General features: G+C 55.4%; 20 protein-coding genes. 14 read left to right on the forward strand and 6 right to left on the reverse strand.

Annotation, left to right across the window (positions count from 1 at the left end):
* The first annotated feature begins 271 nt into the window (after positions 1-271).
* The 6 genes from J8X26_RS20160 (at position 272) to J8X26_RS20185 (ending at position 6,433) form a co-directional block, all read left to right on the forward strand.
* Positions 272-985, forward strand: a complete 714-nt coding sequence (locus tag J8X26_RS20160) for a FadR/GntR family transcriptional regulator (protein ID WP_165057420.1) — start codon at positions 272-274, stop codon at positions 983-985.
* Positions 972-2,150 carry an aminotransferase class I/II-fold pyridoxal phosphate-dependent enzyme gene (locus J8X26_RS20165; protein WP_208951764.1) on the forward strand — a complete coding sequence of 393 codons (1,179 nt, stop codon included), beginning with the start codon at positions 972-974 and terminating at the stop codon, positions 2,148-2,150. The genes J8X26_RS20160 and J8X26_RS20165 overlap by 14 nt, the downstream gene beginning before the upstream one ends.
* 65 nt (positions 2,151-2,215) lie before the next feature.
* Positions 2,216-3,499, forward strand: coding sequence for a sugar ABC transporter substrate-binding protein (locus J8X26_RS20170; RefSeq protein ID WP_152326150.1), 1,284 nt, complete (start codon positions 2,216-2,218; stop codon positions 3,497-3,499).
* A 58-nt stretch (positions 3,500-3,557) separates the two neighbouring features.
* Positions 3,558-4,481, forward strand: coding sequence for a carbohydrate ABC transporter permease (locus tag J8X26_RS20175; RefSeq protein ID WP_208951765.1), 924 nt, complete (start codon positions 3,558-3,560; stop codon positions 4,479-4,481).
* A gap of 10 nt (positions 4,482-4,491) precedes the next feature.
* Positions 4,492-5,334 (forward strand): carbohydrate ABC transporter permease, encoded by an 843-nt coding sequence (locus J8X26_RS20180; RefSeq protein WP_152326151.1) that lies wholly within the window; start codon positions 4,492-4,494, stop codon positions 5,332-5,334.
* 4 nt (positions 5,335-5,338) lie between these two features.
* Complete coding sequence (locus J8X26_RS20185) at positions 5,339-6,433, forward strand: ABC transporter ATP-binding protein (RefSeq protein WP_165057422.1); 1,095 nt, start codon at positions 5,339-5,341, stop codon at positions 6,431-6,433.
* A 127-nt stretch (positions 6,434-6,560) separates the two neighbouring features.
* Here J8X26_RS20185 and J8X26_RS20190 read toward each other — a convergent pair whose 3' ends face one another.
* Complete coding sequence (locus J8X26_RS20190; protein ID WP_152326153.1) at positions 6,561-7,853, reverse strand: MFS transporter; 1,293 nt, start codon at positions 7,851-7,853, stop codon at positions 6,561-6,563.
* A gap of 142 nt (positions 7,854-7,995) precedes the next feature.
* Here J8X26_RS20190 and J8X26_RS20195 point away from each other — a divergent pair, with 142 nt between their 5' ends.
* The 4 genes from J8X26_RS20195 (at position 7,996) to J8X26_RS20210 (ending at position 12,910) form a co-directional block, all read left to right on the forward strand.
* Positions 7,996-8,895: a LysR family transcriptional regulator gene (locus tag J8X26_RS20195; RefSeq protein WP_152326154.1), complete on the forward strand. Its 900-nt coding sequence runs from the start codon at positions 7,996-7,998 to the stop codon at positions 8,893-8,895.
* A gap of 170 nt (positions 8,896-9,065) precedes the next feature.
* On the forward strand, positions 9,066-10,289 hold the full coding sequence (locus tag J8X26_RS20200; RefSeq protein ID WP_152326155.1) for an ROK family transcriptional regulator: 1,224 nt from the start codon (positions 9,066-9,068) through the stop codon (positions 10,287-10,289).
* A gap of 321 nt (positions 10,290-10,610) precedes the next feature.
* The gene (gene bioD, locus J8X26_RS20205; RefSeq protein ID WP_208951766.1) at positions 10,611-11,297 is read left to right on the forward strand and encodes a dethiobiotin synthase; all 687 of its coding nucleotides are present in this window, start codon (positions 10,611-10,613) and stop codon (positions 11,295-11,297) included.
* 131 nt (positions 11,298-11,428) lie between these two features.
* Positions 11,429-12,910 carry an MDR family MFS transporter gene (locus tag J8X26_RS20210; RefSeq protein WP_152326157.1) on the forward strand — a complete coding sequence of 494 codons (1,482 nt, stop codon included), beginning with the start codon at positions 11,429-11,431 and terminating at the stop codon, positions 12,908-12,910.
* Here the strand turns inward: J8X26_RS20210 and J8X26_RS20215 are convergent.
* The 5 genes from J8X26_RS20215 to J8X26_RS20235 form a co-directional block, all read right to left on the reverse strand.
* The gene (locus tag J8X26_RS20215) at positions 12,907-14,565 is read right to left on the reverse strand and encodes an iron ABC transporter permease (RefSeq protein WP_208951767.1); all 1,659 of its coding nucleotides are present in this window, start codon (positions 14,563-14,565) and stop codon (positions 12,907-12,909) included. The genes J8X26_RS20210 and J8X26_RS20215 overlap by 4 nt on opposite strands.
* 60 nt (positions 14,566-14,625) lie before the next feature.
* Positions 14,626-15,567: an ABC transporter substrate-binding protein gene (locus J8X26_RS20220; protein WP_374101294.1), complete on the reverse strand. Its 942-nt coding sequence runs from the start codon at positions 15,565-15,567 to the stop codon at positions 14,626-14,628.
* An 86-nt stretch (positions 15,568-15,653) separates the two neighbouring features.
* Positions 15,654-16,397, reverse strand: a complete 744-nt coding sequence (locus J8X26_RS20225) for an ABC transporter ATP-binding protein (RefSeq protein ID WP_208951768.1) — start codon at positions 16,395-16,397, stop codon at positions 15,654-15,656.
* Between the two features lie 790 nt (positions 16,398-17,187).
* Positions 17,188-18,693: an L-arabinose isomerase gene (gene araA, locus J8X26_RS20230; RefSeq protein ID WP_208951769.1), complete on the reverse strand. Its 1,506-nt coding sequence runs from the start codon at positions 18,691-18,693 to the stop codon at positions 17,188-17,190.
* A gap of 51 nt (positions 18,694-18,744) precedes the next feature.
* A complete protein-coding gene (locus J8X26_RS20235) occupies positions 18,745-20,424 on the reverse strand; it encodes a ribulokinase (protein ID WP_208951770.1) in 1,680 nt (559 codons plus the stop codon).
* 416 nt (positions 20,425-20,840) lie between these two features.
* Between J8X26_RS20235 and J8X26_RS20240 the strand changes: the two genes are divergently transcribed.
* The 4 genes from J8X26_RS20240 to araC all read left to right on the forward strand — a co-directional run bounded on the left by J8X26_RS20240 (position 20,841) and on the right by araC (position 25,663).
* Positions 20,841-21,827, forward strand: a complete 987-nt coding sequence (locus J8X26_RS20240; RefSeq protein ID WP_152326162.1) for an arabinose ABC transporter substrate-binding protein — start codon at positions 20,841-20,843, stop codon at positions 21,825-21,827.
* Between the two features lie 117 nt (positions 21,828-21,944).
* On the forward strand, positions 21,945-23,528 hold the full coding sequence (gene araG, locus J8X26_RS20245; protein ID WP_244370730.1) for an L-arabinose ABC transporter ATP-binding protein AraG: 1,584 nt from the start codon (positions 21,945-21,947) through the stop codon (positions 23,526-23,528).
* A gap of 15 nt (positions 23,529-23,543) precedes the next feature.
* On the forward strand, positions 23,544-24,551 hold the full coding sequence (araH, locus tag J8X26_RS20250; protein ID WP_371819794.1) for an L-arabinose ABC transporter permease AraH: 1,008 nt from the start codon (positions 23,544-23,546) through the stop codon (positions 24,549-24,551).
* A 176-nt stretch (positions 24,552-24,727) separates the two neighbouring features.
* Positions 24,728-25,663 carry an arabinose operon transcriptional regulator AraC gene (gene araC / locus J8X26_RS20255; protein WP_152326165.1) on the forward strand — a complete coding sequence of 312 codons (936 nt, stop codon included), beginning with the start codon at positions 24,728-24,730 and terminating at the stop codon, positions 25,661-25,663.
* The last annotated feature ends 277 nt before the right edge of the window (positions 25,664-25,940 follow it).

Below are 25,940 nucleotides of genomic sequence, written 5' to 3' on the forward strand. Positions count from 1 at the left end.
TGAATTTACATGATAACAATTATCATTTGCGCTAACGAGCGTCAATCCATTGCGTGCTACAAGTCTGAACATATCCTGCACAGTGACATAACAAAACCGGTGATTTTTGCACCACGGCGATCGCGGTTTTGTTACCCGGACCGGTGCGTAAATACGCTATTTGAAGGGAAATCATTGAGTTAGTGCTTTATCTAAAAACTGGCAAACAAATTGCAAAGTGGTTCACAGGTTGAGTTGTTGGGCCAATTTTGGCCGATGCGCGGAGAACAATATGCACGGTGAACTGAACTTGTTGCACCCGATTGCTCCTCAGCAAAGTGACACGCTGGTGCTTGATGCGCTGACCCGCTATGTGGCGCAGTCCGGCACCCGCGTGGGTGAAAAATTGCCGCCCGAGCGCGTGCTGGCGGAAGGGCTGGCGGTGAGCCGCAATACCGTCCGCGAGGCGCTGAAACGTTGGGAAGCGCTGGGCATTATCGTGCGAAAAAAAGGCAGCGGCACTTTCCTGCAATCGGAAGTCACCGCTAACGACAGCTTTCTGTCCCTGCGCTTTAAAAACGACTCCGCCACCATGCTTCACGCGCTGGAAGTCCGCCGGATCATTGAATGCGAAGCCTCGGCGCTGGCAGCAGTCAGGGCGACGGAAAGCGATTTGCTGTTTATCGAACAAAAGCTCGGTGTGATGGAAAAAGTGCATCTGAGCGTCGGTTCTGCCGGAGCCGAAGACTGGCAGTTTCATGCTGCGATTTACACCGCCGCGCACAATCCGCTGCTGCTGCAAATGGTCGGCGGGATCTACGACCTGCTGCACGCCTTTTTCGAATCACCGCCGGAACAGGCGCTGTTCAGCGACTCTTTTCCGCTGCACCGGACCTTATTTGAAGCCATTGCGCGGCGCGAGCCGGAAACCGCACGCAGGCTGAGCAACGACATTCTGAACATAACTGAACGTGACATGAAGGAAGTGATCAATGCAGCAAGATGATAAAAGCCCGCACGATGAGTTGCACGAATACACCCGTTTAGTCCACGACGGACGCCATGATCGCGGCGCGATTTCGCCGCCGATTTATCAGTCATCATTATTCAGTTTCACCGATTATGACAGCATGATCGCCCGTTTTCGCGGCGACAGCGATCATGCGCTGTATTCCCGCGTCGATAACCCGACGGTAGTGGAATTGCAGAAAAAGGTCGCGGAACTGGAGGGTGGCGAAGCCTGTCTGGCCTTCGGCAGCGGCATGGCGGCGATCAGTAATTCTATTCTGAGCGTGGCCGGGCCGGGCGACAAAGTGGTGTGTGTGAATCACGTTTACCCGGATACCTACCGCTTCCTGCGCGGGTTCTGCACCCGTTTCCAGATTGAAGCTCAGTTTGTGGATGGCAGTTCACTTCCTGCCCTGGAAGAGGCGATTCAGGGCGCGAAACTGCTGTATCTGGAAAGCCCGAACAGCTGGGTGATGGGCGAGCAGAATCTGAAAGCGATTGCCGCACTGGCAAAAAAATACGGCGTGATCACGATGATCGACAACAGCTGGGCATCGCCGGTTTTTCAGAAACCGCTGGCGGCCGGTATCGATCTGGTGATCCATTCCGCATCCAAATACATCAGCGGGCACAGCGATGTCGTAGCCGGTCTGGTCATCTCCAGTCAGGAACGCATCGGTGCGATTACCCGTCATATCAGCCCGTTTTTAGGCGGGAAATTGTCGGCTAACGAAGCCTGGCTTTTACTGCGCGGCCTCCGGACTTTGCCGCTGCGTATGCGTCAGCATCACGAAAGTGCGCTGGAACTGGCGCGACGTTTACAGGGCTATTCTCGCATTACGCAGGTGAATCATCCCGGTTTAGACCCGCTGCCGACGTCAATGCTGACCGGTTACAGCGGCCTGTTTTCATTCGAACTCAGCGAGGGTATCGACATTCCGACATTCTGTAACGCACTGAAATTGTTCCGGATGGGCGTGAGCTGGGGCGGATTTGAAAGCCTGGTGATGCCCGCCATTTCCGTGCTGAATCAGGCGGGCGAATTTAACTCGGCGATTGATTTTGGCGTATCGCCACGCGTGATCCGCATTTCTATCGGCCTTGAAGACACCGGCGATCTGTGGCGCGACCTGAAAAACGCCATCGAAAGAGCCTGTTCCTGAACCCGGTAAAAACATCAACGACTGTTCCTGTGATCCGACCCTTAGCTCCGTGGAGAATCAAGATTATGCGACACCCGAAACGTCATGCTTTGCTCAGCGCGCTGACCCTCAGCGTCAGCCTGTTTTCCTGTGCCGGTTTTGCCGCCACCAAACTGACGCTGGTGGAAGTGATCACCAGCCCGGCGCGTACCGAAATGCTGCAAAAAATGTTGACCGCGTACAAGGCGCAACATCCGGATGTCGAGATTGAAGTGGTGTCACTGCCTTGGGGGCAGGCGTTTGAAAAACTCGGCACGATGATTCAGAGCGGGCAATATCCGGACGTCGTGGAAATGCCTGATACCTGGCAGGGGCTGTACGCCAGCAACGGGATGCTGGCCGATCTCGAACCGCGCCTGAAAAGCTGGAGCGGCACGCCGGATCTCACCGATAAAACGCTGACGATGGCGCGCTCCTCCGGCGGCACGGCGACCATGATCCCTTACGGTTTCTATCTGCGGGCGATGTTCTGGAACAAAAAACTCTTCCAGCAGGCCGGGCTGACTGAGCCACCGAAAACCATGGACGAGTTTATGGCCGATGCGAAGAAAATCAGCGGGCTGGGCAACGGCATCAGCGGCTACTGCATGCGCGGTGGCGTCGGTGGCACTAACGCCTGGATGATGTTTATGGCGGCGATGAACGGCTCGCCGGACTTTTTCGACAAAGACGGCAACAGCACGCTGACGCATCCGGGCGCAATTAAAGGGGCGCAGTTCCTGGTGGACATGTACCAGAAAGGTTACGCGCCGAAAGACAGCGTCAACTGGGGTTTTAACGAAATAGTCTCCGGCTTCTATTCCGGGAAATGCGCAATGCTCGATCAGGATCCGGACGCGCTGATCGCCATCAAAAACAGCATGAACCCGGACGATTTCTCGGTCGCGCCGATGCCGCTCGGGCCCAACGGCAAAGCCTATCCGACCATCGGTTACACCGGCTGGTCGATGTTCAAACAGGGTAAAAATCAGGATCAAAGCTGGGATCTGATTTCCTTCCTCAGCAACAAAGAAAACAACCTGACGTGGTCGAAATTCGTCGGCACGCTGCCGATTTACAAAGGCGCTGAGCAGGACGCGTATTACCACGCGCCGCAGTTCGCCGGCTGGTTTGCCGAGCTGAACAGTCCGGATTACATTCCGCTTACCATGCCGACACACCTTAAAGGCTGGGGTTATTTTAACTCGGTGATTGTGAAAGACAGCTCGCAGGAGACGCTGCTCGGCCAGAACGACACAGAAAGCATGGTGAAAGACTGGGCGAAATACCTCACCAAAGAGCAAAAGGCGTGGCTGGCTACGCAAAAGTAAGCATCCGGCTCCGGCACGCGGTGCCGGAGTTAACACCTTTTACAACTGGAGACGCGTCATGATGTTGGAAGTTTCACCGCCAGACACCGCTGCCGCGCCGCGCTTTCCCCGTTTGCGGGCGCTGCTTGAACCCTGGGTTTATCTCAGCCCGACGATGGTGCTGATTGGCCTGTTTATTTTTGTACCGATGGCGATCGGCATTTCTTATGCTTTCCAGAATATTCAGCTGCTTAACCCGTTTGATACCGGCTGGGTCGGGCTGGATAACTTCCGCACAATGTTTGATGACCGGCATTTTTACGCCGCACTGCGTCACACCTTTAACTGGACGGCCACGTCGCTGGTTTTACAGTTCACGCTGGGGCTCGGTCTGGCGCTGCTGCTCAACCGTGAATTCCCCGGCCGCCGCTGGGTCCAGGCGCTGGTGTTTCTGCCGTGGGCGGTGCCCGCGTTTCTTTCCGGTCTGACCTGGGCGTGGTTGTTGAATCCGGTGATCGGCGTGCTGCCGTACTGGCTGACGGATTTGCACATTATTTCTGAGCCTTACAACATTTTGTCGGATCCGACGCTGGCGCTTTACGGCCCGGTGCTGGCGAATGTCTGGTTTGGCATTCCGTTTTTTGCCATCACGCTGCTGGCGGCGTTGCAGTCGATCCCAAAAGATTTGTATGAAGCGGCGGCGATGGACGGCGCATCCGGCTGGCAGCAGTTTCGCAAAGTCACGCTGCCGTTTCTGGCACCGATGATCGCGATTACCGTCATGCTGCGCACCATCTGGATTGCCAATTTTGCCGACCTGATTGTGGTCATGACCGACGGCGGCCCGGCAAATTCGACGTCGATTCTGTCAAGTTTCATTTTCACCACGGCCTACCGGAAACTCGACTTTGGCTATGCTTCGGCGATGGCGGTATTCCTGCTGGTTCTGATGACGCTGTACGCACTGGTTTTACTGCGTATCCGCCACCAGCTGTTGAAATAAGGAGAATCCGATGAACGTACTCTCGTTAAATTTGTGGCTCCGTAAAGGGGGACACCGGCTGGGGATCCTCTTTTACCTGCTGTTCGCGCTGTTTCCGATTTACTGGCTGATCAAGATTTCGTTTACACCGGACAAACTGCTCTACAGCGAAGGCGTGCGGATGTGGCCCAGTGAACTGACGCTGGTGCATTTCCAGCGCGTGTTTACCGAAAGCCAGTTTCCGCTGTATTTCTTTAACAGCCTGATTGTGTCATTCGGCACCGCATTCCTGACGACCGTGATCGCCGCCGGTGCAGGTTTTGCGTTTTCGCGCTTCAGCTTTCGTGGCAAAACCGTGATGGCGGCGCTGCTGCTGTTCACGCAAATGTTCCCGCTGGTGATGATCCTCGCGCCGATTTACAAAGTGATGGCACCGCTCGGGCTGACCAACAGCCTGCTGGGGCTGATCCTGATTTACACCGCGTTCAACGTGCCGTTCGCCACTTTTCTGATGCAGTCGTTTTTCGACAGTATTCCGAAAGATCTGGAGGAGTCGGCGATGCTCGAAGGGTGCAGCCGTTTTATGGCGCTGCGCAAAGTCATTATACCGCTGACGTTGCCGGGGATGGCCGCCACGCTGGGGTTTGTGTTTACCGCTGCGTGGAGTGAACTGCTGTTCTCGCTGATGCTTATCAACAAAAACGAGGTGATGACTTTTCCGGTCGGGCTGCTCAGTTTTGTGTCGAAATTCGCGGTTTCCTGGGGCGACATGATGGCGGCGGCGGTGCTGGCGCTGATCCCCGCCTGTCTTTTCTTTGCATTCATTCAGCGTTACCTGGTTCAGGGGCTGACGGCTGGCGCGGTTAAAGGATAATTTTATGGCTCAGATTACGATTTCCGATCTTCAAAAACGTTACGAAAATGTCGAAGTGCTGCGTCATATCAACCTGACGATTCAGGACGGCGAATTTGTGGTGTTAGTCGGGCCTTCGGGCTGTGGAAAATCCACTTTGCTGCGCACCATCGCCGGGCTGGAACTGGCGACGGCGGGGGACATTCACATCGGCACGCGCCTGATGAATCAGGTCGCGCCAAAAGACCGTGATATCTCGATGGTATTTCAGAGTTACGCGCTGTATCCGCATATGACCGTCGCGCGGAATATGGGTTTCAGCCTTGAAGTGCAAAAACGCCCGAAAGCCGAAATCGACGCGGCCGTGAACAAAGCGGCGGATATTCTCGGGCTGACGGCGCTGTTGCACCGTCGTCCGAAAGAGCTTTCCGGCGGCCAGCGTCAGCGCGTGGCAATGGGCAGGGCGATTGTGCGTGAACCGCAGGTTTTCCTGTTCGATGAACCGCTTTCCAACCTTGACGCTCAGCTTCGCGGGCAGATGCGCATTGAAATCAAAAGCCTGCACCAGCGCATGCGCAACACCATTGTTTACGTCACCCATGATCAGGTCGAAGCCATGACGCTTGCCGACCGCATCGTGGTGCTCAACCACGGTGTCATCCAACAGGTCGGCACTCCTCTGGAACTTTACGACACGCCCGCCAATAAATTCGTCGCCAGCTTCATCGGTTCGCCCTCAATGAACTTCATTAACGGCACAATCGAACTGGGTGATTCCGCGCCGCAGCTGCGCATCAATGCCAGCCAGACGCTGCCGGTTGACCCGCAGATTATGAACCTGAAAAGTGGTGCAGAAGTCACCTGCGGCGTGCGGCCCGAAGCCATTGTCTTGTGCGAACAGGGCGCGCCTGGCGCGGTTCCTCTGGACGTTACGCTCATCGAACCCACCGGCCTGAGTGAGCTTATCCACGGTACATTCGGTGGAGAACGGCTGAGTGTTTACAGCATGGTGAGATCCGGTGCCGCACCGGGGGACAGGGTTTGGGTGCAGATTGATACTGCGCGGATGCAGTTATTTGAGGCTGACAGCCAGAGGAGGCTTTCTAAACTGGGTGAGTGATTCGGGCTGGCGCAGTTAAAAAGCGCGGGTGTCCGGAGGGCGCGCGCGTTAACGCGCCATCTGGGCCAGTTTGGGTGGCGAGCCCAAGGTTTTGACCTGGGTGGCAACCCAGGTTCTTAAAATGGCATTAAGCGGCTTTTGCCTCAGAAAGCCGCATCAACCGGATCCCGACACCGACCCCAACAACCAACATCAGACTGATAAACCCCGTAATTCCGTACCAACCGTAGGCGTGCCAGAAGAATCCTCCCAGAGTCCCGGCGACGCTCGATCCCGCGTAGTAGCTGAACAGATAAAGTGACGACGCCTGTCCTTTCGCGCGGCGTGCGCGACGGCCGATCCAGCCGCTGGCAACCGAGTGGGCGGCGAAGAATCCGCCGGTGACCAGGATCATTCCGATGAAAATCATCCAGACGGGTGAGAAGGCGGTGATCAAAATCCCCACCAGCATGATGGCCGTTGAACCAATCAGCACCGGGCCGCGGCCATACACACCGGTCATCACACCGGCTTTCGGCGAGCTGTAAGTGCCCATCAGATACACAATCGACAGGATACCGACGATGGCCTGGCTCAGGTTGTACGGCGTGGCGAGCAGGCGGTAACCGATGTAGTTGAACATGGTCACAAAGCTGCCCATCAGCAGGAAACCTTCGGCAAACAGCAGCGGCAGGCCGCTGTCCCGCCAGTGGAGTTTGAAGTTAATCAGCAATTTGCGCGGCTTGAGCGAACTGGCGCGGAAATGCTTTGAAGGCGGGAGAATGCGCCAGAACATGATCGCTGCGGCGAGCGCGAAGAAACCGACGACCGCCATAGCGATACGCCATGAGAAGAAATCCGTCAGAACGCCGCTGACCAGACGTCCGCTCATCCCGCCGATGGAATTCCCGCTGATGTATAACCCCATCGAAAACGCCACGACACTCGGGTGAATTTCTTCGCTCAGATACGTCATGGCAACCGCCGCCACGCCGCTCAGCGACAAACCAATCAGCGCGCGCATGATAAGAATGGCGTCCCAGCTTTGCATAAAGGAACACACCAGCGTGCAACCCGCGGCCAGTAACAGCGCCACCACCATCACCGATTTACGCCCCACGGCGTCCGATACCGGGCCGGTAAAAAGCAGGCCAACCGCCATCAGACCGGTGGATAACGACAGCGATAAACTGCTGGTCGCAGGCGATACCCCGAAATCATGCGAGAGCACCGGCAGAATTGGCTGAACGCAATAGAGCAGGGCAAACGTCGCCAGACCCGCTGAAAATAAAGCCAGCGTGACGCGGATAAACTGCGGTGTTCCGCGTTTGATAAAAGGGGTTTTCAGGCCGGAACGGGCGACGGGGCTTTCAGGATTTAATTCGTCGTCATTAACAGAGTCATTGGCTGGTGCAGCGGAAATCCGCCGGGAGGTTTTCACTGGAATTCCTTAACGCGATGAGCTGTAAAACTAAATTTTAAAATGTATGAAAATTTTAACAGTGGCCGATATATTGTCTAATATATTAATTTCGCAAGAACGATACGTTAAACATATCAATGAGGATAAATTGATCTAAACCATGAGCCACATTGAACTGCGTCATTTGCGGTATTTCATCGCGGTCGCCGAAGAGCTGCATTTTGGCCGTGCCGCTGAGCGGTTACATATTTCTCAGCCGCCGCTCAGCCAGCAGATTCAGGCGCTGGAAACTCACGTCGGTGCGACGCTGTTTTACCGAAACAACCGCAGCGTGCGGCTGACGCAGGCCGGACAGGCATTTTTGCAGGAAGCACGGCAGATCTTGCTGCGTGTTGATGAAGCAGCGGCGCAGGCGGCACGAATTCATCGCGGCGAATCAGGGAATCTGACGCTCGGGCTGACGTCTTCCGCGCCTTTTATGCGTCGCGTTTCCCGCACGCTGCATCATTTCCGGCTGACCTATCCCGGCGTCAATATTCGGATCGAGCAGCTCAACAGTAAACAGCAAATCGAACCGCTGCTGGAAGGTAAGCTGGATCTGGGGATTATGCGCAACGGCGAGTTGCCGGAAGAGCTGGCGCATCATCTGATCCTGTCGGAACCGCTGATTGCCGTGGTTCACAAAGACAATCCGCTGAACGCGCTGCCTGACGGCGAACTGACGTTTCAGCATCTGGCCGATCAGCCTTTCGTGTTCTTCTCCAAAGACGTCGGCACGTCGCTGTATGACGATATTCTCGGTCAGCTCAAAACACAGGGAATAACGCCTTTTATCACCCAGGAAGTGGGCGAGCCGCTGACGATTATCGGGCTGGTGGCGGCGGGTTTAGGCGTGTCGATATTGCCGGCGTCGTATTTGCGCATTCAGGTCGATGGCGTGCGTTATTTGCGTTTCGGAAAAGCAGAAGGTACCACGCAGCTCTGGCTGGTGAATCACGCGCGTCGCCCGATGACCGCGGCCACGCGGGCGTTTATCGATTTACTGCTCCGGGAGAACTGACCGTGCAACTGGGGGCAAACCTGCTGTATTTCCAGTCAATTCTGAGAGGCTTTTCACACAATTTGTGCACCAAATCACATAACGAATCAAATAGTTGACGACATATGACAAAAACCCCAACATAGCCCTAATCTTTATTTTGAAGCGCGAAAATAACAGGAGTTCCTTGAGTGATCCCCGACGGGCAACCCGGACATATTGATCAGATTAAACAAACCAATGTCGGTGCTGTGTACCGCCTGATAGATCAGTTTGGTCCCATTTCGCGCATAGAACTTTCTAAAAAAGCTCAACTCGCTCCGGCCAGTATTACCAAGATTGTCCGTGAACTTTTACAGGCACATCTGGTACTTGAAACTGAGTTTCAGGATCCGGGAAGCCGCGGGCGTCCCGCTATTGGTTTAGCCCTGGATACTCAGGCCTGGCATTACCTTTCGGCACGTATCAGCCTGGGGTCGATCACTCTCGGTTTACGGGATCTGAGCAGTAAACTGGTGGTAGAAGAAGTGCTTCCGCTGCCGGAACAGGCGCATCAGCCGCTGCTTAAACGCATCATTTCTGAAATCGATCAGTTCTTTATCCGCCATCAGCGCAAACTTGAGCGCCTGACCGCCATCGCGATTACCCTGCCGGGCATGATTGATGCGCGCCGGGGCATTGTTCACCGCATGCCGTTTTATCATGACGTTTTCGATATGCCGCTTGGCGATACGCTTTCGGAACATACGGGCCTGCCGGTGTACGTTCAGCATGATATCGGCGCGTGGACGCTGGCAGAATCGTTGTACGGTGCGTCACGCGGTTGCAAAAATGTGGTGCAGATTGTGATTGACCACAACGTCGGCGCCGGGGTGATTACCAGCGGGCGCGTTTTGCACGCAGGCAGCAGCAGCGTGGCCGAAATCGGGCATACGCAGGTTGACCCGTACGGGAAACGCTGTTATTGCGGCAATCACGGTTGTCTGGAAACCGTTGCCAGTACCGACAGTATTTTGGATTTAGTGCGTCAGCGCCTCACGGTGCCGGTGCCTGCCAGTTTGCTGCACGGCGTTTCTCTGACGATTGAAGCAGTGTGTGACGCCGCGAACCGGGGCGATCAGCTGGCGCGTGATGTGATTATCAGCGTGGGGCAGAGCGTAGGACGTATTCTGGCGATCATGGTGAATTTGTTTAATCCGGAAAAAGTGCTGATCGGCTCACCGCTTAATTTATCTCAGGATATTCTTCATCCCGCGATAATGTCCTGTATTCAGCAGCAATCACTTCCCGCGTATAGCGAAAATATCAAACTGGAATCCACGCAATTTTATAATCAGGGAACAATGCCCGGCGCGGCATTAGTTAAGGATGCGCTTTATAGCGGCTCCTTACTGATTAAATTATTACAGGGATAATACTCTTAGCGGGCTATATTCTTCGGTGTGGCGACGTTTATTGATCTGTATCAGCAAGCAATGCCATAAATCTGATGCTCACAGGATGTGGTTTGTCCGCCGGTTACTTTAATTACTTATATTCCCTCAGGTTATGACATTAAATAAATTCTTATAACCTTGTGCGTATTACTTACAGTCCAGTCAACAAAACATTGCGCTAACGCAAACCGCTCTCATCTCTCATCGCCTAGACTTTCAGCTGTTACTTTGTCTCTGGCGGCTTTTTCTTACCGGAGGCTATCTTTCAATAAGACGGAGAGATCCCGGAGCCTGAATTTCATGTTAACGCACTTTTTCGTCACGGGTACGGACGCCCGTGTAGGTAAAACCATTGTCACACGTGCCTTGCTCCAGGCCTTAGCCGCGCAGGATCGCTGCGTTTTAGGCTATAAACCTATTGCAACTGGCAGCCAGGAGCTGGCCGACGGGGTTCGAAATAAAGATGCGGTAACTCTCCAGCAGTCATCTTCTATTGCTTATCCTTTTAATAGAATAACCCCTCTGGCCTTAGCTGACGAAGATATTTATGCCAGCCAGGTTCCTGAGAATATTTTTGAAATAATGACCAGTGGCCTCAACTTCATGCGTGAAGAGGCAGATTCAGTGGTCGTAGAAGGGTGCGATGGCTGGAGAACATTGATTACTCCGCACCTTTTATATTCAGACTGGGTTCGCCAGCAAAATATGCCGGTCGTATTAGTGGTCGGTATTCAGGAAGGCTGTGTCAGCCACGCGCTATTAACGGCGCAGGCGATTATCGCCGATGGATTACCGCTGCTGGGTTGGGTTGCAAACCGAATTAACCCGTGCCTTGCCCACTATCAGGAAACTATTGACGCGATCAGTGCCAATATTTCCGCGCCGCTGCTGGGTGAAATTCCTTATTTACCTCGTGCGGAAAGCCGCGATATGGCCAAATTTATTGACCTGTCCAGCCTGAAGCTGAAAATGTTAACCAAAGTCTGATTCGTGACGTTGTCACGTAATCATCGAAACAAAGCGGCTCAGAGTGCCAAACCCTGAGCCGCTTTTTTGTCTATAGTTTGTGTATAGTTTGCCTATCTGCCTGAGCGCATAATCTAACGAAAACAGAGAACATGGCCGTCACGACTCCCGTTGTAAAATCATCACACCGCCCCTTAATTCTCACTGCCTGCATGTTATCGATGTTTATGGCGGCCGTGGAAGTCACAATTGTGGCGACCGCGATGCCGACCATCATCGGTGATCTCGGCGGTTTCTCGCTGCTCGGCTGGGTCTTTGCCGTCTATCTGCTGACACAGGCGATTACCGTGCCGATCTATGGCCGGCTGGCAGATTTGTACGGTTGCCGGAAAATGTTTTTCATCGGGACGACGCTGTTCCTCATCGGCTCCGTATTGTGTGGATTCGCGCCCTCGCTGGCCTGGATGATTGCTTTCCGTGCCTTGCAGGGTCTGGGCGCAGGGGCGATTACGCCGATTGCGACCACGCTGATTGCCAATGTTTATGGCCCGCAGGAACGCGCGAAAGCGCAGGGCTATTTGTCCAGCGTGTGGGGCGTTTCGGCGATTGTCGGCCCGCTGATGGGGGCATTTATCGTTTCGCATTTCCCGTGGGCCGTAGTGTTTTGGGTTAACGTGCCGATCGGTCTGGTGGCGATGGCAATTCTGGTTAAATACCTGCCGCCGGACGGGCAGCGTAAACAACATAAACTGGATCTGGCCGGAACCGGTTATCTGACGCTTTCCGTTGCGGCGCTGCTTCTGGCGTTGCTTCAGGCCGAAGTGCTGGGCTACTGGGCGCTGGCGCTGATTGTGCTGGCGGTGGTCAGCGGATATTTGCTGATCCGCCAGGAGCGCAAAACGCCTGAGCCGCTGTTCCCGCTGGCGTTGTGGGAAAGCAAAGTGATTATTGCCGGTAACATTGGCGGCCTGATTATCGGCGCGACGATGATGGGGATCAGCGCGTTTCTGCCGACCTACGTGCAGGGCGTTCTCGGCGGCACGCCGCTGGAAGCAGGCACCACGCTGGCGCTGATGTCCATCGGCTGGCCACTGGCGAGCATGCTCAGCAGCCGTCTGATGCAGGCGACGTCTTACCGCGCGACAGCGGTTCTGGGCGGTGTTTTACTGCTGGGCGGAAGTGTGGCGCTGCTGTTTCTTTCGCCAGATTCCGGGCTGTGGGTGGCGCGTCTTGCGGCGTTTTCAATCGGCGCGGGAATGGGGTTAGCGAATACCACGTTTATTGTGTCGGTGCAGAATAATGCGGAACCGGCAATCCGCGGGATTGCGACCGCATCCACCTTATTTACCCGCATGTTAGGCTCGGCAATTGGCACCGCCGTGCTTGGCGCAACGCTGAATCTCAATCTGCAATATCGCCTGCCTCAGGTGAACGATCCGGTTCAGCAACTGATGGAAAAAGCCACGCGCAATGCGATGGAAAGCCATCATCTGGCGGCGCTGACCGAAAGTGTGGCGGCGTCCCTGCACTGGGTCTTTATGGTTTCCGCGATTATTTCCGTACTGGCGGTCGCCGCCGGTCTGTTAATTCCGGCAGGCGACCGCCCGCACACCGAACCGCAGCGGGAGAGCTAAGCCAGCGGTTTTCGTTGAAGCCTGACGGCTGCCAGCATCAGCGTCAGGCTCAGTAACACCGCAACTGACGCCATTGCCATGCCATCTCCTACCGATCCCTGTTCAAACTGCCGCCATACATACACCGATACGGTCTGCACGCCTGCCGGTGAAAGCAGCAGCGACGTCACCAGCTCGCGCGAGGCGACGGCAAACACCATCATCATCGACGCCAGCAGGCTGGGAAAGACCAGCGGCAGCATGATCAGCCGCAGCGTTTGCGCTGCCGTCGCCCCATGCACCCGCGCGGCCGCATCCAGATTTCCGCCGATCTGCTTTAACGCCGCGCTGACGTAACGCACCGGATAAGGCAGCAGCAGGCAACAATAGGCGAGCAGCAAAATCACCCAGGTGTTGTAAGGTGTAACCGGCCAGAAGCTGCGGTTCCACGCTAGGATCAGCCCGACGCCAACCACGATCCCCGGCAGCGCCGCCGGTAACAAAGACAATCCGTCAATCAGCGCCGAACCGCGGATCTTCCTGACCACTACCAGCCACGACGCCAGAAAGCCCGTCGCGCCCGCGATTAATGCCGTGCCGAGCGCCAGACTGAGGCTGGTCGACAGGGCGCTGATCGCGTCGCCGTGTGCGGTAAACAGCGCGCCGAAGTGACGTAATGTCAGGTTCGACAGCGAAAGTCCGCCAGAAAGCGTGCCGGAAAACGCTGTAGCCAGCGTCGATAAAATCGGCAGCGCCACGGCAATCACCGTCACCAGCGTGAATAATGCCAGCACCGGGATCGTCCAGCCTTTCAGCCGTTTTTGTGTGATATCGGCGGGTTTGCCGGTCATGCTTTCCACATTTTTGCCCGCCACCACTGCGCGCTGAACGCTGTAAGCGCACAGCGCGATCGCCACCAGCATCAGTGAAAGCACCGCCGCGCCGGGTAAATCAATCGGCCAGTCGGCAAGGCGCGCTTCGATGCCGGTGGTCAGCAGCATCACGCCGCTGCGCGAACCGAGCGCGCCCGGCACGCCGTATTCTTCGATGGATAACGTAAATGCCAGCAGCAAACTTGATGGCATAGCGGGCAGTGCCATGGGTAATGTCACGCGGGAAAAGGCGCGCCACGGGCCAGCGCCGTGAATACGCGCCACGTCTGCCAGACGGCTGCCGCTGGCGGCCATGCTGCGCGACACCGCGAAATACACCACCGGAAAGACGTTCAGCGTCATGACCACAACCATGCCCGGTATGGAAAACAGGAAATCGTTGAGATGCAGCCACGGCACCAGTTGCTGCACATAACCGCGGGTTTGCAGCGCGAGCATCCACGACAGGGCAGCAATATAAGGCGGCAGCAAAAAGGGCACCAGAAACAGAACATCCCACAACGCCGCACCCGGCAGGGCAAACAGGCCACGCAGCGCGCCGAGCGGAATACCGATTAATCCGCTGCACAGCGCGACGCCCAGCCCGACTTTGATCGTGGTGGAAAACAGTTCACGCAGCTGAGGTTCGGCGAACACACGGGTAAATACGCTGAACGGTGCGGAATAAGCACCGGTATCGAGATGCGGGAAAACCGCCTGTAAAATCACAAAGCTGACCGGCACGGTGACCAGCAATAACAACGCAATGCCCGTTACGCCGGGCAAAAAAGCATTTCTGTTCATGGTATTTGTCGTCGTTGTTCGGGGAGGGGAAACGGGCTGCCTTCGCAGCCCGTGACTGACTTACTGCTGACCGAACAGTTTTGCGAAACGCTCGAGCACTTCTTTGCGCGACGCCGAGGCCTGAGAGGCTTCCGGCAACAGTTTCAGCGATTTAAACAACGGACGTTTGGCGTCGATATCGGTGCGCGCGGGCATCAGCCACGCATCGGCTACCAGTTTCTGGCCTTCAGGCGAAAGCGCGTAATCGATAAACGCTTTGGCTTCTTTCTGCTGCTGGCTGGATTTGAGGATCATCATCGGACGCGGGGCGATCACGGTACCGCTGACCGGGAAAATCACCTTGACGGATTCGCCGTCCTGCACACTGGCGTAAGAGACATAATCCACCGCGCCAAACACCGCGGCTTTAGCGCCCTGCAACACTGGCGTCAGCGCCTGTGCGTTTGGCCCGGCGATAATCATGCCGTTGGCTTTCAGATCCTCAAACAGCTTCCACGCCTGCTGTGCGTGGGCATTTTGTAACCCGATCATCAAATCCAGCGACGCACCGGAAAGCGAAGGGTCAGGCGTGGTCACTTTGTCTTTAAATTCCGGTTTGGCTAGATCGCCCCAGTCTTTTGGCTCAGTGGTACCACTTTTGGTGTTCCACACAATGCCCAGCGCGGAAATTCCCTGCGCGACGTAGTAAGGCGTTTTGAATTGCGCCGGAACCTGCTCTGCGTTCGGGCTTTGATATTCCAGCAGCCAGCCGCGTTTTTCGAGATCGGTTGCGGTATCCCAGGATGCGGAGATAAGAACGTCAGCACGCGGATTGGCCTGCTCGGCGTCCAGGCGGGCCATCACTTTGCCGGTGGTGGCCTGGAAAACATCCACTTTCACGCCGGTTTGTTTTTCATAACCTGCCGCCAGTTTTTTTGCCAGAGAACCAGGCCCGGCGGTGTAGAGCGTCAGCGCCTGCGCGCTGCCTGCTGCCATTGCGAGAGAAAGAGTCATTGCGGTCATTACGCCTGTTTTAGTACGGGAAAACGTTGTGCTGTTCTTACGAAAAGTGCTGACTGTGCGGTTCATCATTTTTATCCCATCAGAGGTTAAGCAACAAAAGGTGAAATTACGGAAGGATCAATCGTGTCAATACGGGAGATCGCGCCCTTGTCCATACGGGCAATACGATGGGCGAGCGCGTGGGCTTCGTGCTGATCGTGCGTGACGTAAACCGCGGTGGTGCCGAGCTGGCGCAACAACACCGCCATTTCTTCACACAGGCTTTCGCGCAAATCGCGGTCGAGATTCGACAGCGGTTCATCAAACAGCAGGATGCGGGGTTCGGCGACGATGGCGCGGGCCAGTGCCACACGTTGTTGCTGCCCGCCGGAGAGCTCAGAAGGGCGGCGCGAGACAAAATCCGCCAGCCCGACGCGTTCCAGCGCCGCCATCACTTTTTCCTGCTGCGCCGCGCCACGAATTCCGCGCATCAGCAACGGAAACGCGACGTTCTGGCGAACGGTCATGTGTGGCCAGAGCGCGTAATCCTGAAACGCCATGCCGAGATTACGTTTTTCCGGCGGCAGACTGAACGAGCCACTGGCGACGATTTCGCCGTCGAAACTGATCTGCCCCGATGCGGGATGCAGTAAGCCCGCCAGCATTTTCAGCAGCGTACTTTTCCCGCAGCCCGAAGGGCCGAGCAGGGCGAGGATCGTGCCTTCCGGCACCGATAAATTGACGTGATTGAGTACCGGGTTGCTCCCGAAGAAATGGGAAACCTGATGGATAGCGATAGCGGGACAGGTGCGCGACGGCGCATTCCCGCCGGTATGAGCTGGAATGATCATGGTTGTACTATCCTCTTTGGGACTTATTAGTGGAGGTGAGGGTAAAGGGGGAATGTGACCGGGGTGTGACACCTTTTAGAAAGGTGACCAAATTGCCTTTGCAGGCGGCTTACGGATGACCGGGAATATTTCGGTTTTTCACGTGCGGTGACCGCTCAGCGTCTGGTGCCGAAACCGACCAAAGAGGGCTATGACGAGCCCTCTTTGGAATCTCCGCGTCTTTTTACAACACGCGCTATCGCCGGGCCGACGGACATGTTCTGGAACAATCTAATGTGGCGCGAAATCTTGCCACTGCGCGGTTCCTTCCCCGAGGGCTTCGAGCCATTGGTCTCGAACCCTCAGTCAGCAAAATTTCTGAGCGCGCCATCTCAATTTTCTCAAAAATAACAACGAGTTGGTTTGCTCCTTCCCCTCGTGAGAGGGGAAGGAGCAAATAAAAACCAGCCAGCATCCATCTTTCGGATTACATAGCCAGTGGCCGCTTTCAAAAATCACGCTGGAAGGAGAGGTGGAAAACCGCGTATCTTTTCGCGCGGTTTGTAATCCGACTGGAAGGAACCGCGCAGCGGCGGGATTTTGCGGCAACAGCAAAAGTCCCTGAAACATTGCCAGCCAGCGAAGCGCTTGTTGGAAAAAGCGTGGAGGATTCCAAAGGAGGAAGAGCACTTTCCTCCTTTGGGCGGTTTCGGCGCAGCGCGTTAAGTGATCACCGCACGTAAGAAACCGAAATGTTTTCGATCTGCTTTAGCAGTGTAAGCCGCCATTGCAGCGGCCTTCTGCAAGCAAATCAGCGACTGCACAATTTGTAATAAACTTCATTCCACCGGATCTGATTCTTGAAGTCCGCCAGAGTCGTGTCGTTATCAATCACCAGCAACTCAATCCCGGACAGCTCCGCATACAACCGCAGTGCATCGATATCCAGCGCCTGAGAGAACACCGTGTGGTGCGCGCCGCCGCCGAGGATCCAGGCTTCAGCCGCCGTTGCCAGAGAAGGCTGGGCTTTCCAGATTGCACGGGCAACCGGCAGTTTTGGCAGCGGATGAGGTTGCTCGATGGTATCCACCTGATTGACCAGCAGACGGAAGCGATCGCCCATGTCGATGACGCTGGCATTGACCGCCGGGCCTGCCGGGGTGGAGAAAATCAGACGCGCCGGATCTGCTTTGCCACCTATGCCCAGATATTGCGCATCCAGCAGCGGTTTTTCTTCTTTGGCAATCGACGGGCACACTTCCAGCATGTGCGAGCCAACCACCAGATCGTTGCCCGGCTTGAAGTTGTACGTATAGTCTTCCATGAACGACGTGCCGCCTTTCAGGCCGCTGGCCATCACTTTCATGATGCGCAGCAGGGCCGCGGTTTTCCAGTCGCCTTCGCCGCCAAAGCCGTAGCCTTTTTGCATCAGACGCTGTACCGCCAGCCCCGGCAGTTGTTTCATGCCGTGCAGATCTTCAAAGTTGGTGGTGAATGCGCCGAATTTCCCCTGCTCCAGGAAACGGGTCATCCCCAGTTCGATTTTTGCTGCGTCCAGCAGGTTTTCACGACGTTCGCCGTTGAGTTTCACGGCATCCGTCAGGCGGTAAGTGGATTCATACTCTTCCACCAGCGTATCGATATCGCCTTTGCTGACTTCGTTGATGACGCTGACCAGATCGCCGATACCATAGGCACTGATGCTGTAGCCGAACTGGATTTGCGCGGCCACTTTATCGCCTTCGGTCACCGCCACTTCACGCATGTTGTCGCCAAAACGCGCCACTTTCAGATGCTGGCTTTCATTCTTCGCCGCGGCAACGCGCATCCACTGAGCGATGCGGCGGTGCGATTCGCCATCCTGCCAGTGACCGGCGACCACGGAATGTTGCTGACGCATGCGCGCGCCGATGAAACCGAATTCACGGCCGCCGTGTGCGGTCTGGTTCAGGTTCATGAAGTCCATGTCCATGGAATCCCACGGAATTTCAGCATTGAACTGTGTATGGAACTGCAACAGTGGTTTATGCAGGATGCTCAGACCGGCAATCCACATTTTGGCCGGAGAGAAGGTGTGCAGCCAGGTAATCAGGCCGACGCAGGAATTCGCATAGTTAGCTTCGCGGCAAAGTGCGGTGATTTCGTCCGGCGTGGTGACCAGCGGTTTGAGCACCAGTTTGACCGGCAATCCGGCTTCTGCGTTCAGGCCATTGACTACCTTCTCGGCGTTCTCTTTTACCTGACGTAACGTTTCCGGCCCGTACAGATGCTGACTGCCAATAGCGAACCACACTTCGAGATGTTTAAACGCGTCCATTAATCACTCCTGAATTTCAGATGTTTGAAAAAACCGTTTTCGAAAAAATAGTCAGTGTGCTGTCTTCGCTGCAAACAGCAGTTCAGTGGTTGCACACCATTGCTGATAACGTTCGTACAGACGCTGGTATTGTTCGACGCGCTGCGGATCCGGCAGCAACGTGCGTTCGATGCTGCACGCCATTTTTTCCTGGGCGGCAGGGACGTCTTTGAATTCCCCGGCGGCGACGGCAGCAAAGATGGCGGCACCCAGCGCGCAGCACTGATCGGAGGCGACAATCTGCAACGGACGGTTCATGGCGTCGGCGCAAACCTGCATGATGACCGGCGATTTACGGGCAATACCGCCGAGCGTGAGAACGTTTTCAACCGGAATGTCTTGTTGTTCGAAACACTCCATAATCGCGCGCGCACCAAAGGCGGTAGCCGCAATGAAACCGCCGAACAGTTCCGGTGCTTCGGTGCCGAGATTGATGTCAGTAATGACGCCTTTCAGACGCTGATTGGCAAACGGTGTCCGGCGTCCGTTAAACCAGTCGAGCACCAGCGGCAGGTGATCCAGCTTCGGATTGGCGGCCCACGCGGCGGTCAGATCGGGCAGCAGATTTTTTTGCAAGGCGGTGAGTTGTTCTTTCAGTTCCGGATGCGCCTTAGCGGCCTGAATCAGCGGCCAGCTCAGCAGGCGGCTGAACCACGCGTACATATCGCCAAACGCGGATTGTCCGGCTTCCATGCCGATCATCTCCGGCACCACGCTGCCTTCCACCTGACCACAAATTCCGGCGATGGCGCGGTCGTTAACGCGTTCTTTATCGGCAATCAGGATGTCGCAGGTGGAGGTACCGATCACTTTGACCAGCGTGTAAGGCTGTGCGCCCGCGCCGACTGCGCCCATATGGCAGTCGAATGCGCCGCCGGAAAGCACGACGGAGGCGGGCAGGCCGAGGCGTTCTGCCCATTCAGGCGTCAGCGTGCCGACAGCCTGTTCAGCGGTGACGGTGTTGGTAAACAGCGGATACGGCAGGTGTTCAACCAGCAAAGGATCGAGCGCGGCGAAGAAATCTTTTGGCGGCAGGCCGCCCCACGACGGATGCCAGAGCATTTTGTGTCCGGCGCTGCAACGGCCACGTACGACTTTATCCGGCGCGGTGGTGCCGGAAAGCAGGGCGGGCACCCAGTCGCATAATTCCACCCAGGAGGCGGCGGCTTTGGTGACAGCAGGGTCGGCGCGGGAAACATGGAGAATTTTGGCCCAGAACCATTCGGAGGAGTAGACGCCGCCGATATAGCGGGAATAGTCGGGGAAATCACCGCTGCGGCACAGACGGTTAATTTCTTCGGCTTCTTCTATCGCCGTGTGATCTTTCCATAACACGAACATGGCGTTCGGGTTTTCGGCGAACTCAGGATTCAGCGCCAGAATGTTGCCGTCTTTATCGACCGGCGCGGGTGTTGAACCGGTGGAATCCACGCCGATACCTACCACGCGTGCTGCGCGTTCGTTGCCAAGACGTTGTACGACGTTTTTAATCGCCTGTTCCATCGCTTCAATATAATCAAGGGGATGGTGGCGGAACTGATTTATTGCCGCATCACAGTAACGGCCCTCATTCCAGCGCGGGTAGTAAACCACGTCGGTTTCCATTTCGGCACCGGTCTGACAATCAACGGCCAGTGCGCGGATGGAATCGCTGCCAAAATCAAGACCAAGAGCAATCGCACCTTGCGTCATTCTTTCTCACTCCTTCAGGTTTGCCGTAGTCATTACGGCGGCGAATCGAATTGCTCTAACAGTAGGAGGATGGCAAAAAGTGAGTGAGGAGGCGTTAGCTGGAAGTATGCACAAATCTGCTCCCCATGATGTTTCTGTGAGGTTGGTCAAATGTTAGTGTTTGGCTAAAATCGCTATATCTATGTACAAACCTGCTGTTTTCCCGCCGTGTGATAGCGCTCTACATTCCGCTGCAAAATTACCGCTAAAACTTACTGCGTCTTACAACAGAGCGTGACGCAAATCCGCTATATACCGGACTTCGCCGCGCTCTGATTTTGTTTCCTTACGCCAATGATAACGTTTTCATGATTGCGGACAGCCACCCGGATTAAGGCCGGAATCGTGAAAAACAACAATAAAAGTCGGAGAACATCATGCATAAATTCACTAAGGCACTGGCGGCGGTCGGGTTAGCGGCTGTTATGTCACATTCAGCTATGGCAGCAGACAATCCGAAGCTGGGTTTTCTGGTTAAACAACCGGAAGAACCGTGGTTCCAGACTGAATGGCGGTTCGCTGATAAGGCCGGTAAAGACCTGAATTTCGAGGTCATTAAAATTGCCGTGCCGGATGGCGAAAAAACGCTGAATGCCATCGACAGCCTCGCGGCAAACGGCGCGAAAGGGTTTGTTATCTGTACGCCGGATCCGCGTCTGGGGCCTGCCATCATGGCCAAAGCCCGCAGCTATGACATGAAAGTGATCCAGGTGGATGACCAGTTTGTGAATGCCAAAGGCAAACCGATGGAAGAAGTGCCATTGGTCATGATGGCGGCGACCAAAATCGGCGAACGTCAGGGGCAGGAACTGTATAAGGAAATGCAAAAACGCGGCTGGAAAGTGGCTGATACCGGCGTAATGGCGATTACCGCGGATGAGCTGGATACCGCACGCCGCCGCACCAGCGGTTCTATGGATGCACTGAAGGCCGCCGGTTTCCCGGAAAAACAAATCTATAAAGTGCCGACAAAATCCAACGATATCCCGGGCGCACTGGACGCCGGTAACTCCCTGCTGGTGCAACATCCTGAAGTGAAAAACTGGCTGATTATCGGCATGAACGACAACACCGTTCTGGGTGGCGTGCGTGCAACAGAAGGTCAGGGCTTTAAAGCGGCGAACGTGATCGGCATCGGCATCAACGGGGTTGACGCGGTGAATGAGCTGTCAAAAAGCGCGCAAACCGGCTTCTACGGTTCCCTGTTACCGAGCCCGGATATCCACGGTTACAAAAGTATCCAGATGCTGAATGAGTGGGTGACCAAAGGTGTTGAACCGCCGAAATTCACCGAAGTGACCGACGTTGTGCTGATCACCCGCGACAATTTCAAAGAAGAGCTGAAGAAGAAAGGCTTAATGTAACTTTTGCCTGATCTGAATTGAGTTACTGCACCACGGACGACGGTTAAGAAGTGCGACTGTTTTCTGTGGTGCAGTAATCGGTTTGAAATCCTTCACATATTTTTCCAGGTAGCCACTATGACTCAGCAATCTTCAAACAAGACGCCTTTGCTGACACCGTCGCTGACGGAGTTTGATGCGGCCACGCCGTATCTGGAATTCCATGACATTGGCAAAACTTTTCCGGGCGTGAAAGCGCTGGACGGTATTTCATTCAATTGTTACGCCGGACAAATTCATGCGCTGATGGGCGAGAACGGCGCGGGGAAATCCACGCTGCTGAAAATCCTCAGCGGAAACTATCAGCCGTCGCAGGGCAACATTCACATCAAAGGCCAGCCGGTGGCATTTAACAACACCACCGATGCGCTCGATGCCGGTGTGGCGATCATTTATCAGGAACTGCATCTGGTGCCGGAAATGACGGTGGCAGAAAACATTTATCTCGGGCAGTTGCCGAGTAAACACGGGTTCGTGAACCGCAAATTGCTGCGCTATGAAACCAAAATCCAGCTGGAACATCTCGGGCTGGATATCGACCCGGACACGCCGCTGAAATATCTCTCCATCGGCCAGTGGCAGATGGTGGAAATTGCGAAAGCGCTGGCGCGTAACGCCAAAATCATTGCGTTCGACGAACCGACCAGCTCGCTGTCTGCCCGTGAAATTGAACAATTGTTCCGCGTTATCCGCGAGTTACGTGCCGAAGGGCGCGTCATTTTGTATGTTTCACACCGTATGGAAGAAATTTTTGCATTAAGTGACGCTGTCACTGTTTTCAAAGATGGCCGTTATGTGCGGACCTTCGAGGACATGACGCAGGTCGATAACAGCAAGCTGGTGCAGGCTATGGTCGGCCGCAATCTGGATGATATCTACGGTTACGCGCCGCGTCCGCACGGCGAAATCCGTCTGGAACTGGACGACGTCAAAGCACCAGGCGTGAGAACGCCGGTCAGCCTGACCGTGCGTCAGGGGGAAATTGTCGGTCTTTTCGGGCTGGTCGGCGCAGGGCGCAGCGAGCTGATGAAAGGCCTGTTCGGCGGCACGCGCATTACCGGCGGCACCGTCAGGCTGGACGGCGAAGCACTGAATATCCGCAAACCGGCTGACGCCATCCGCCTCGGCATTATGCTGTGCCCCGAAGACCGCAAGGCCGACGGCATCATTCCGGTGCATTCGGTGCGCGACAATATCAACATCAGCGCCCGCCGCAAAACGGTGAAAGCGGGGTGCCTGATCAACAACGCCTGGGAAGCCAAAAATGCGCGCAAGCATATCGAAGCGCTGAACATCAAAACCCCGAGCGACCAGCAGCTGATCATGAACCTTTCCGGCGGTAATCAGCAAAAAGCCATTCTTGGCCGCTGGCTGTCGGAAGAAATGAAGGTCATTTTGCTCGACGAACCGACGCGCGGTATTGACGTCGGCGCCAAGCATGAAATCTACAACGTGATTTACTCACTGGCGAAACAGGGCATTGCCGTGCTGTTTGCGTCCAGTGATTTACCGGAAGTGCTGGGTCTGGCGGACAGAATTGTGGTGATGCGCGAAGGCGCCATCTCCGGCGAACTGTTGCACGACGACGCTACCGAAGAAAAAGCGCTGGGGCTCGCCATGTTGCGGACGCCAGATCTTGATTCTGCCCCTGACGCTGCCTGACTGAGGAGCAAAAATATTATGTCGAGTATGACAACCAATTCAGCCAAACCGGATCAACCTTCTGCTGCATCGCGCAGCGGGCAAGGCCTGATGCGAATCTGGGACAGCTACGGCATGCTGGTGGTCTTCGCCGTGCTGTTTCTCGCCTGTACGATTTTTGTGCCGAACTTCAGTTCCTTCATCAACATGAAAGGGCTGGGGCTGGCGATTTCAATGTCCGGCATGGTGGCCTGCGGAATGTTGTTCTGTCTGGCATCCGGCGACTTCGACCTGTCCGTCGCCTCGGTGATTGCCTGCGCCGGTGTTACCACGGCAGTGGTCATCAACATGACCGAAAGCCTGTGGATTGGCGTCGCCGCCGGTTTGCTGCTCGGAATGCTGACCGGTTTGCTCAACGGTTTTGTTATCGCCCGTCTGAAAATCAACGCGCTGATCACCACACTTGCCACCATGCAGATTGTGCGCGGTCTGGCGTACATCATTTCTGACGGTAAAGCGGTCGGTATCGAAGACGAACGTTTCTTCGCGCTCGGCTATGCCAACTGGTTCGGGCTGCCCGCGCCAATCTGGCTGACGGTCGGCTGTCTGATTATCTTTGGCCTGCTGCTCAACAAAACCACGTTTGGCCGCAACACGCTGGCGATTGGCGGTAATGAAGATGCGGCGCGACTGGCGGGTGTGCCGGTCGTTCGTACTAAAATTATCATCTTTGTGCTTTCCGGGCTGGTGTCGGCGGCGGCGGGGATCATTCTGGCTTCGCGAATGACCAGCGGCCAGCCGATGACGTCGCTGGGCTTTGAACTGATCGTTATCTCTGCCTGCGTGCTGGGCGGCGTATCGCTGAAAGGTGGCATCGGTAAAATTTCTTACGTGGTATCGGGGATCCTGATCCTGGGCACGGTAGAAAATGCCATGAACCTGCTGAACATTTCTCCGTTCTCGCAATATGTCGTACGTGGTCTGATCCTGCTGGCGGCAGTCATCTTCGACCGCTACAAACAGAAAGCTAAAAAGACGGTTTAACCCCGTTCTGTGATAACGCTTTCACAGCGTTACCCCACGGCATTTAACGCTCTTATCGGTTAAATGCCGTAAAAACGCGTGGTTGTTCACAAATTAGCAACCTTTACTGGCAGCGTTTTCACCGCCGATTAGAATAGATGAAAAGTCCATAGCCCAGTGAAGTTTCAGGAGGTTCGATGTATCACCGTATGATTCAGGATCAGCAGCAAAATCCGCTGTTACCGGGTTACAGTTTCAACGCCTATCTGGTCGCCGGTATGACACCGATCCTCGCTGACGGGCCACTGGATTTCGCCATCGATCGTCCGGGCGGGATGAAAGGTTACATTCTTAACCTGACGGTCAAAGGGCAGGGGAAAGTCTTTGACGGTGAAGATACGTTTTACTGCAATCCCGGTGATTTGTTGTTGTTCCCGCCGAAAGCGCGCCATTTATACAGCCGCTCGGCCAATGCCGATTCCTGGTATCACCGCTGGGTGTATTTCCGCCCGCGCGCCTACTGGGCTGACTGGCTGGAATGGCATACCAAGACCCGCGACGTAGGGCGTCTTTCTTTACCGAACAACACCTTATTGCTGGAGTTCGACCGCCTTTTTGCCAATATTGAGCAAACCCAAAAATCAGGTCGTCGTTTCTGCGAAGAATTAGGGATGAATCTGCTGGAACGCCTGTTGCTGCGTGCCATGGAAGAAGATCCGCAGAGTCCACAAAAGATTATGGACCCGCGCGTCATTGAAGCCTGCCAGTTTATTACCGGTAATCTGGCCGGAGAACTGCGCATTGACGAAGTTGCGCGCCACGTTTGCCTGTCACCTTCACGGCTGGCGCATTTATTCCGCGAACAGGTCGGTATCAACATTCTGCGCTGGCGTGAAGATCAGCGGGTGATCCGCGCCAAACTGCTGTTACAAACTACCCAGGAATCCATTGCGACGATTGGCCGCGTGGTGGGATATGACGATCAGTTGTATTTCTCGCGTGTTTTCCGCAAGCGGGTAGGGGTGAGCCCGAGTGATTTCCGCCGACGCAGCGTGGAGATCAACTATCCGGCTAAACCGTACAGATCGCAGCCGTGGCCGGAGCAGGAAAACGCCGTGGCCTATCATTTTTGAGTTTTGCAGAGTGGGCCGCTGCAAAAGGGGCGGCCGTTTAAGGTCACCAAGACCTTGGGTTGCCACCCAAGCGGGCTTAAGGTCAAGACCGTGGGCGTCGGCCCACACCGACCAAAGACCCGGTAACGCGCGGGCCTCTGGACTCCGCGCTTTTTTCACTGCGCGCTATCGCGGGTGTGACGGACATGTTCTGACGCAATCGTGCGTGGCGCAAATCCAGGTGCTTCGCACTGCCTTCTCTCGGTCTTCGAGCCTATGGTCTCGAAGCCGCTCCGTT

The organism is Rahnella sp. ChDrAdgB13 (assembly GCF_017655185.1).
In the GTDB taxonomy this organism is placed as follows: domain Bacteria; phylum Pseudomonadota; class Gammaproteobacteria; order Enterobacterales; family Enterobacteriaceae; genus Rahnella; species Rahnella contaminans.